The sequence below is a fragment of the Komagataeibacter sp. FXV3 genome (assembly GCF_015155755.1).
Lineage (GTDB): Bacteria > Pseudomonadota > Alphaproteobacteria > Acetobacterales > Acetobacteraceae > Komagataeibacter.
The window spans coordinates 1-8,006 of record NZ_VWPI01000170.1 but is presented as its reverse complement, the minus strand read 5'-3'; the positions used below and the strand labels follow the sequence as shown (position 1 = coordinate 8,006).

At 56.0% G+C, this 8,006-nt stretch carries 7 protein-coding genes and 1 pseudogene; 1 reads left to right on the top strand and 7 read right to left on the bottom strand.

The window, feature by feature from the left end; translation table 11 throughout:
* Window positions 1–510 precede the first annotated feature (510 nt).
* The 7 genes and pseudogenes from F1542_RS16380 to F1542_RS17260 form a co-directional block, all read right to left on the bottom strand.
* Window positions 511–1,479, bottom strand: a complete 969-nt coding sequence (locus F1542_RS16380) for an SMP-30/gluconolactonase/LRE family protein (RefSeq protein ID WP_025812611.1) — start codon at window positions 1,477–1,479, stop codon at window positions 511–513.
* Window positions 1,476–2,765 (bottom strand): MFS transporter, encoded by a 1,290-nt coding sequence (locus F1542_RS16375; RefSeq protein WP_227001135.1) that lies wholly within the window; start codon window positions 2,763–2,765, stop codon window positions 1,476–1,478. Before F1542_RS16375 ends, F1542_RS16380 begins: the two co-directional genes overlap by 4 nt.
* Window positions 2,766–2,887: 122 nt before the next feature.
* Entirely contained in the window at window positions 2,888–4,036 is a 1,149-nt protein-coding gene (gene dgoD, locus F1542_RS16370) for a galactonate dehydratase (protein WP_025812613.1), read from the bottom strand.
* Window positions 4,037–4,082: 46 nt separating this feature from the next.
* Window positions 4,083–4,700 (bottom strand): 2-dehydro-3-deoxy-6-phosphogalactonate aldolase, encoded by a 618-nt coding sequence (locus F1542_RS16365; protein ID WP_141302653.1) that lies wholly within the window; start codon window positions 4,698–4,700, stop codon window positions 4,083–4,085.
* The gene (locus F1542_RS16360) at window positions 4,697–5,674 is read right to left on the bottom strand and encodes a 2-dehydro-3-deoxygalactonokinase (RefSeq protein ID WP_141302651.1); all 978 of its coding nucleotides are present in this window, start codon (window positions 5,672–5,674) and stop codon (window positions 4,697–4,699) included. The genes F1542_RS16365 and F1542_RS16360 overlap by 4 nt, the downstream gene beginning before the upstream one ends.
* On the bottom strand, window positions 5,661–6,251 hold the full coding sequence (locus F1542_RS16355; RefSeq protein ID WP_051577497.1) for an IclR family transcriptional regulator: 591 nt from the start codon (window positions 6,249–6,251) through the stop codon (window positions 5,661–5,663). The genes F1542_RS16360 and F1542_RS16355 overlap by 14 nt, the downstream gene beginning before the upstream one ends.
* Window positions 6,252–6,263: 12 nt before the next feature.
* Window positions 6,264–6,434: pseudogene (locus tag F1542_RS17260) on the bottom strand (helix-turn-helix domain-containing protein); the annotation flags it as partial.
* 565 nt (window positions 6,435–6,999) lie between these two features.
* Here F1542_RS17260 and F1542_RS16350 point away from each other — a divergent pair.
* Window positions 7,000–7,977, top strand: a complete 978-nt coding sequence (locus F1542_RS16350; protein WP_141302647.1) for an alpha/beta hydrolase — start codon at window positions 7,000–7,002, stop codon at window positions 7,975–7,977.
* The last annotated feature ends 29 nt before the right edge of the window (window positions 7,978–8,006 follow it).

The following is an 8,006-nucleotide window of genomic DNA, read 5'->3' as shown; positions in this document are numbered from 1 at the left end:
AGCCCAGTCTGCCAGCAATACGACAGGCCATTCTTGATCGCATCCTGCGACCACCCATCGGGCAATGCCCCCACTGTGGAAACCTTCTACTCCAGACCTCGCAACACATTCTGCCAAAGTAGTGCTAGCACGTCCGCGAACGGCAATAACATCGATACAGACGGCGCGCCTTATCCGCGGACGGGCTGAAGGCGGAAACAATACGGTGAGTCATGGTCCACATAGGCCATGATCGGCCAGAGCCCGCAGCATTGTCATGACAATGCCTCCGGCTTGAGTGCGCGGGGCCTCCGTATAGCACAATGACAGACGGTCCTTTACATGTAGACATGTCTCCGATCGCAAATCTCTGGTAGAAGAAGACATGATTGATACTGGCGTCAGAAGCAGCTTGCCTAACCACGCTAACCTGGGTGAGGCCCGGTTGGGGTGCAGAAAATACTATATACAGCCGATGTAAAACGGAACTCGGTTCGTCGCAGCTCGTACGTGGAAACACCAAAAGACCAGCTAAAGATGGCCCTGTATGCCCACATAAAGCGCATAAAGCCCGTGTGATGCCGCCATGAACAGTCGGTTACGGCGCCTGCCGCCAAAACACAGATTGGCGCATCGTTCGGGTAAAGGAATATGGGCGCGGGGCCGGCCGGAAGGGCCGAATACCATCACACCGTTCAGATCCGGGCCACCGCCCCAGCCGCACCACAGATTGCCATCCATATCGCAACGCAGGCCGTCCGCACGGGCATTGGGGGCCGGTTCTATCAATAGGTGACGGGCGGCAATACGTGTCCGCCCGGCATCCAGTTCGCAGGCCCATATGGTATTGGGCAGGCTACCGCTATCAATGACGTAAAGAATGTCTCCTGCGGGAGAAAAGCACAGCCCGTTGGGATTGATGAATTCCGTGTCGACCTGTTGGAGCCTGCCGTCGGTGTCCAGACGGTACAGTCCGGTCGGCAGTTCTCCCGCTTCCGTCCCGCCGCCTTCATAAGCGCTCAGCAGGCCGTAATCCGGATCGGTAAACCAGATCGCACCATCCCGGGCTACGACAACATCATTGGGCGAGTTGAGTCGCTTTCCATCAAACCGGCTGGCCAGAATGGTAATCGTACCATCATATTCAGTACGGGTGACCTGTCTGCTTTCGTGTTCACAGGTAATCAGGCGCCCGCCCCGGTCGCGTGTATTGCCATTGGCATGCCGTGAGGGCGCACGGAACACGGATGTGCGCCGTGTTTCCTCCGACCAGCGCAGGATGCGGTCATTGGGGATGTCACTCCACAGCAGATAGCGCCCATCGCCAAACCAGACGGGGCCTTCACCCCATTCGGTGCCACGCGCCAGACATTCCACCTCGCTATGGGCCAGCAGGCAGGACGCAAAGGATGGATCAAGGCAGACGGGGTCATAATCCGGTCGCGGCAGATAGACAGGTTCCTGGGCATCGCTGATGCCCAATGCGAAAGAGGGAATCATGGGGTGATGCTTTCCTCACCTTCCATATGCCTTCCGGGCAGCGTTGGTGGCTGGTAGAAAATGACTGCCGCCACCATGAACGTGCCGATGACGACCGAACTTTCAATGGCCTGCGGCAGGCCCCACTGACCGCCCAGCCACGGCACGACGAAGCCGCATACGCCCTGGCCCAGCGCCGCCACGGCGTAACTGCACCCCATGCCGAAGGAACGGTTGGCCGAGGGAAAGCGCTGCGAAAGATAATGCGGCACCAGGGCAAAAACACTGTTGCCAAACAGCCCCATGACCAACGCGGCCCCAGCCAGCACCCACATGGAATTTGCGGAAATGAAAGGCCAGATATCCACGATCGTGATCAGGAAATATGTGACAAATACCGTTCGTTCTCCCATCCGTGTGGCCAGTAGACCACAGAGCGGCTTGCCAATCAGTGAACCCAGGCAGTAGCAGCCCAGCAGGGGAAAGACCTCGGCCGGGGTCAGGTTCTGTACCTTGCGCAACAGAGTGGGGTAAAAACTATATATCGCGGCATTCTGGAACTGAAGGACTGCCATGAACAGCAACGCCTGAAGTGCTGCGCCATCCAGTCTGAATCCGGTGCGCGAACGCGTTGTGGCGGATGAGGCGGGCGTGGCCTGCAGGCGCAGCCAGACCGGACTTTCAGCAACATCACGGCGGATGAAGATGGCCAGGATGGCCGGAATGACACCAATCAGGAACATGGCCCGCCACCCCCAGTAGGGCAGGACCACAGCCTGCACGGCAGCAGCGGCGAAGAAACCACATTCATACCCTGCCATCATGATCGACGAGGCCAGCGAGCGTGCCCGTGGCGGCACGCTTTCCATAAGCAGCGAGGCAGAGGCGGTCCATTCCCCCCCGAACCCGATACCAAACAGGAACTGCACAACCAGCATGCCCAGATAGGTCCATACCAGTGCCGTAAAACCGGAAAATGCTGCAAACCACAACACGCCGATCATGAATGTAAGCTTGCGGCCATACCGGTCGGACAGCCAGCCCCAACTGGTATTGCCCAGAATGCGCCCGACACTCTGAGCCGTAATGACCAGCCCCATGGCCGTCAGCCCCACGCCGAGGCTCTTGCCAATATCGGGCAGGCACAAAAGCAGGGCAACCTGATCGAATGCATCGAGAAACCAGCCCAGAAATGCCGCAAGGGTTACCCGCCAGTAGGGGCGCAGCAACATGAGGGGGCTGAGGCTATCATCATCATCCGGCATTGCCGCAAGACCGGACATGGAGAGAGTGCGTTGATCCGACACGTCTTGTTCTCCTGCATGCCCATTAAGGTGCATGCGCTATGTTATTCTGTCTTGTTTATGGGAATGGCAGACCTTTTTAGGGACAGGACAGGAAACGGGGGCATTCTGTACGCGCGATGGTCTTACCACTCCGCTACCGAACCATCTGCATGGCGCCAGACGGGGTTGCGCCAGCGATGGCCTTCGGCGGCTTTTTCCCTGACGTAATCCTCGTTGATCTCAATTCCCAGTCCGGGTCCGTCGGGAATGGCCACGGTGCCATCAACGTAGGAAAAGACCGATGGATCATTCACATAATCCAGCAGGTCATTACTTTTATTGTAATGGATGCCCAGGCTCTGTTCCTGAATGAAGGCATTGTAGCACAGCGCATCAAGCTGCAGGTTGGCCGCCAGTGCGATCGGCCCCAGAGGGCAGTGTAGTGCCACCGCCACATCATAGGCTTCCGCCATGGCAGCGATCTTGCGTGTTTCGGTAATACCGCCAGAGTGGGACGGATCGGGCTGAATGATGTCCACGCAGCCCTGTTCGAGTATTTTCTTGAAATCCCAGCGCGAGAACAGCCGCTCTCCCAGGGCGATCGGAGCGGAGCAATGGGCCGTTATTTCAGGAAGGGCATCAAAATTTTCGCTCAATACCGGCTCTTCTATGAACATGAGATCGAAAGGCTGCAGTTCACGCGCCAGCACCTTGGCCATGGGTTTGTGGACCCGGCCATGAAAATCCACACCGATACCGATATAGGGTCCCACCGCGTCCCGGATGGCGGCAACACGGGCAATGGCCGCATCGACTTTCTCATGACTGTCGATGAACTGCATTTCTTCCGTACCGTTCATTTTTACTGCCGTAAAACCGCGGGCAACCACATCCTTTGCGGCACGGGCCGTATCGGCAGGGCGGTCGCCGCCAATCCATGAATAGACCCGGATGCGGTCACGACATTTACCACCCAGCAACTGCCATACCGGCATGCCGAAAGCCTTGCCCTTTATATCCCACAGCGCCTGGTCAATACCGGCAATCGCGCTCATGTGGATGGCGCCACCGCGGTAGAAACCAGCGCGGTACATGACATTCCAGTGGTCCTCGATCATGAAGGGGTCCTTGCCGATCAGGTAATCGGACAGTTCTTCCACCATGGCGGCAACGGTTGCGGCGCGGCCTTCCACGACCGGCTCCCCCCAGCCGGCAATTCCCTCATCCGTTTCGATCTTGAGAAACAGCCAGCGCGGCGGAACCATGTAGGTACGTAGTGCTGTAATCTTCATTTTTGTTTCCTGTTATTGTTATTTTTACTTCGGACGGTGCACAGATTCAGGATAGGGCCTTCATGAAACGGTCGGCTGCACGCCCAACGTCCGCGGCTGTATTTCCAGCACGATATAACGCCGACCCCAGACCAAAACCCGCAGCGCCCGCAGCCAGATAGGACTGCATGTTATCAGGAGTAATCCCCCCTACGGGAATGAAACGGGTGCTACGCGGGAAGACGCTTTTCCACGCAGTCAGGGCCTTCGTGCCCAGCTGTTCCGCCGGGAACAGCTTGAGGGCATCCGCCCCGGCATGAAGAGCTGCGAACCCTTCGGTTGGGGTCGCCACGCCGGGGGTGCAGATCATGCCGCGCTTCTTGGCTTCCGTGATCACCGCCAGATCGGCGTGGGGCATGACAACCAGCCGCCCCCCATGGCTGGCAACCTCGCCCACCGCATCAGGGGATGTAACGGTGCCTGCCCCCACCAGGATCCGGTCCCCGAATGTATCCTGCAGCAGAGCGATACTCTGATAGGGTGCGGGTGAATTGAGGGGAACTTCGATAATGGTAAAGCCGGTGTCAACCAGCACGCGGCCGATGTCGAGCGCCTCGTGCGGTTGCACGCCGCGCAGGATGGCGATGAGAGGGCAACGGGTAAATGCCGTGTCGAAGCAGGTCATATGACAGCTCCTTTCTGGTCGTGTAAATGGGACGGAGTCCGGTCAAGCAGGTGGGCGGCACAGGCTAGCCGGAACAGGCCGGCAGGCGCAGTATTTCCCGCTATTGAAGGTGGGGGGTGCCCCAGTACCGTAAACGCCAGCCGATATCGCTGGCACAATGCGCGTTCGCCTACAAGAACAGGCGTGGCGTGCTGAGTGGCCTCCAACGCGGCCATGCCAGCGTGGATTTCTTCCCCGATCAGCAGACCGGACAGATAATCGGCGGTATAGGCGCGTTCCAGCCTGTTGCGCAGCACAACGGTGCGGGCCGAAAACAGGCGACCAGCAAGAGGAATGCCAGACTGAGCGGTACGGACCCCCATGGCAAAAGCCTCATCACGGTAGCCGTCATCAGGTGGCGCTGTTGAGGGCAGGCGACCAAGGATGCTGTGCCGCATAAGAACGGCAAACAGTTCACCCGTCATGAATGTCCGGAATTCTGTGATAATCTGCCCTTGTACTTGCGCCCATTTGGAGTGTGTGCCTGGCAGGACAACCGTATGATGGCTGTTCCCATCAGTTCCCATTATTCCGACAATCTGCGTTTCCTCGCCGCGCATCACATCGGGTAGGGAACCGTCCTTCAGCAGGCCCGGGACGATATGCAGCATGCCGTGGGCCGTAGGCTGCAGGCCCAGTCCGTCGGCGAGTTGGCACAAGGATGCTGGACAGGGAAGATAGGATACTTCCCGCCAGCCGTTGATGCTTCCCACCATGCCACAGGCCAGCATGGGCACCGGATCATTCAGCCGCCATTGTGCGAGGATGTCTGACAGAACCTGCGCAAAACCACCATCCGGCAGATGGAGAATTCCCTGTCGGGCATGATGGGTATGCAAGATGATACCCTGCGCGTCGAGCAGCCATGCGCGTAGCGACGATGTACCCCAATCCAGCCCCAGTAGTGCGGGCTTTGCGGGATCAAGCGATTTCATGAGTCAGTCCTTTCCAACCCATTTGCCGCGAAATGGCTTCGGCCGCATTCAGAACCATAGGGGATAGTTCCTCCATGCGCGCGCGGGGAAGATAAACCGCCGCGCTGGCAATGCTGATTGCAGCCACGATGCAGCCACGTGCATCACGCAGGGGAGCGGCGACGCAATGTATGCCCGTTTCATTGTCTTCGAGATCGAACACGCAGCCCGTATTCCTGTAGGTGTGCATCCGCTCCAGCCACAGATCAGGAGACGTCCCTTTCTCTGTCGCGTCCCGATATAAACGCCGCCATTCGGATTTTGTGTCATCCAGCAGGAGCGCACGTCCAACACCGGTCAGGGCAAGGGGCATGCGCTGACCGATGCGGGAACGCATTTCCAATCCGCGCTGGCCGTTGACCTTGTCAAGATACAGGACATCATTCTCGACGCGGATACCGAGATGGATGGTATCCCGCGATTTTAGGCCCAGTTCACGTAGGATGGGGCGGGCCACTACGGCTATGGGGTTATCTTCCTGCGCGTGCTGTGCCAGTTCCAGAAAGCGTGGCCCGAGGAAATAGGTGTCGCCCGGCATTTGCCGGAGCCAGCGGCCTTGTACAAGAGCCGCTACCAGTCGCTGCGTTGTGCTGCGCGTATAGCCTGCATGGGTCATGAGGGCAGGTAGGGAACGGTGGCCCTCGCTGACCGCCTGCAGCAAACACAAGCCCCGCCCAAGGGTCTGTGTCCCATCTGGCCATGTCTGGTCTCCTGCACTCATTGTATCTGGACCGCTATCTTGTTTTTGTTGTCTGAGCCTAGAACGCGATATCTGGGAATTTCAATATATGAATGGGAAACCCATATTGTGGGATATGATTAATTACACATGTTATACCTTGTGCGGCCATTAACTATTAATACATTACATAATATATATTTCGTGCACATTTATTTTATTCGGGGTTTATATATTTTCGATTTCTGTTCACGTTGACGTCATGATGGCGTTCTATCCATCAGACAGCAAGGCGAGCTTCGGCCAAAACACCCAGCCCCACGGTTGGCGTCGTTTTTAGTAGTCAAAATAACAATTTTTCATGTTGTGGATTCTATCTAGCGTATCTGCATCGGAACTTTCAGCGAAGAAAATGTGGATATGAAAGTATCCGAGCACGGAATCGATATATAAGAACAAATTAAATAATACTATATACAAAAAATAAAATAACAGGACGAATTAACGCGATGAGCATTAAATGCAATAGTACCAACAAAGTATACCTATGGTGTTGACATTTGCAGCATAAATATTGTGTGTTAATAAGCGGAAGGAGTGCATAATTATGGATAAATTACCACATTACCCCGATATCACCTCTATGAGCGGCCAGGCATCACGTCGCTCCATGCTTAAATATTTTTTTGCCACACTCCTGTTGCCGCCCATCTGTGCAATAGCTAAGGACACCAGCGCAAGTAACGCATCTATCCAAAATGCACTCGAAGCATGGGCAAATGCAGCGGGACTTTCTCCAGATATGCATCATGTCCGCACCATCATCGCCGATTATTTTGCGTCGACCCCTGAACATGCTTCGCTTCGCCAGCAGCGCCAACGCGCGGATGCGTTCTATCTTAACAACATTCCTCTTCCGGCTGATTTGCGGTTTACCGATGTGAATACGCGACCTGTCAAAGGTGAATGGTCCACAGGCAAGCTGACCGCCCCTCATAAAATCATGCTCTATCTGCACGGTGGAGGATATGTTTTAGGTAGTCCAAAAGGATGGCGGCCAGTTAGCGCAGTGATTGGACGCGAAGCAGGGATCATGACTTTTTCACTTGCCTATCGTCTTGCTCCCGAACACCCGTTTCCCGCAGCGCTGGAAGATGCGTGCACAGCATATCGCTGGTTGCTGTCCATGAACTATTCTGCCAGGCAGATCATTATCGCTGGAGATTCTGCTGGTGGTGGTCTGGCCCTGGCAGTGATGTTCAAACTTCGCTCATTAGGATTGCCGTTGCCCGCAGCCGCTTTCGTGATGTCACCTTGGACGGATCTGACACTTGGTGGCGACACGATGGATCGACCTCTCGAGTACGACCCGTATAATATAAAGGCCGACAACCAAAGGAATGTGCAGGCCTATCTAAAAGGAGGGGATGTCCGGAATCCGTATGTATCGCCATTATTCGGTGATTTTCGCGGCTTTCCACCTGGAGGGTTCGAAAAACCTACTGGTTTTGAGGCCTTCTGTGTGATTCCATTCCTCTGGTTCTGGTTGAGGGAATGGCGATATGAAACAGCCTGGTTTCTTTGATGTTGAGGAGCGGCTTGCCCGGTTGAGCG

Coding starts and splice junctions, on each gene's coding strand:
- F1542_RS16360 (WP_141302651.1), bottom strand. CDS start 5,674: ATGAAATCGCTTGATCCCGCAAAGCCCGCACTACTGGGGCTGGATTGG.
- F1542_RS16380 (WP_025812611.1), bottom strand. CDS start 1,479: ATGATTCCCTCTTTCGCATTGGGCATCAGCGATGCCCAGGAACCTGTC.
- F1542_RS16355 (WP_051577497.1), bottom strand. CDS start 6,251: ATGCCGGGCGACACCTATTTCCTCGGGCCACGCTTTCTGGAACTGGCA.
- dgoD (WP_025812613.1), bottom strand. CDS start 4,036: ATGAAGATTACAGCACTACGTACCTACATGGTTCCGCCGCGCTGGCTG.
- F1542_RS16350 (WP_141302647.1), top strand. CDS start 7,000: ATGGATAAATTACCACATTACCCCGATATCACCTCTATGAGCGGCCAG.
- F1542_RS16365 (WP_141302653.1), bottom strand. CDS start 4,700: ATGACCTGCTTCGACACGGCATTTACCCGTTGCCCTCTCATCGCCATC.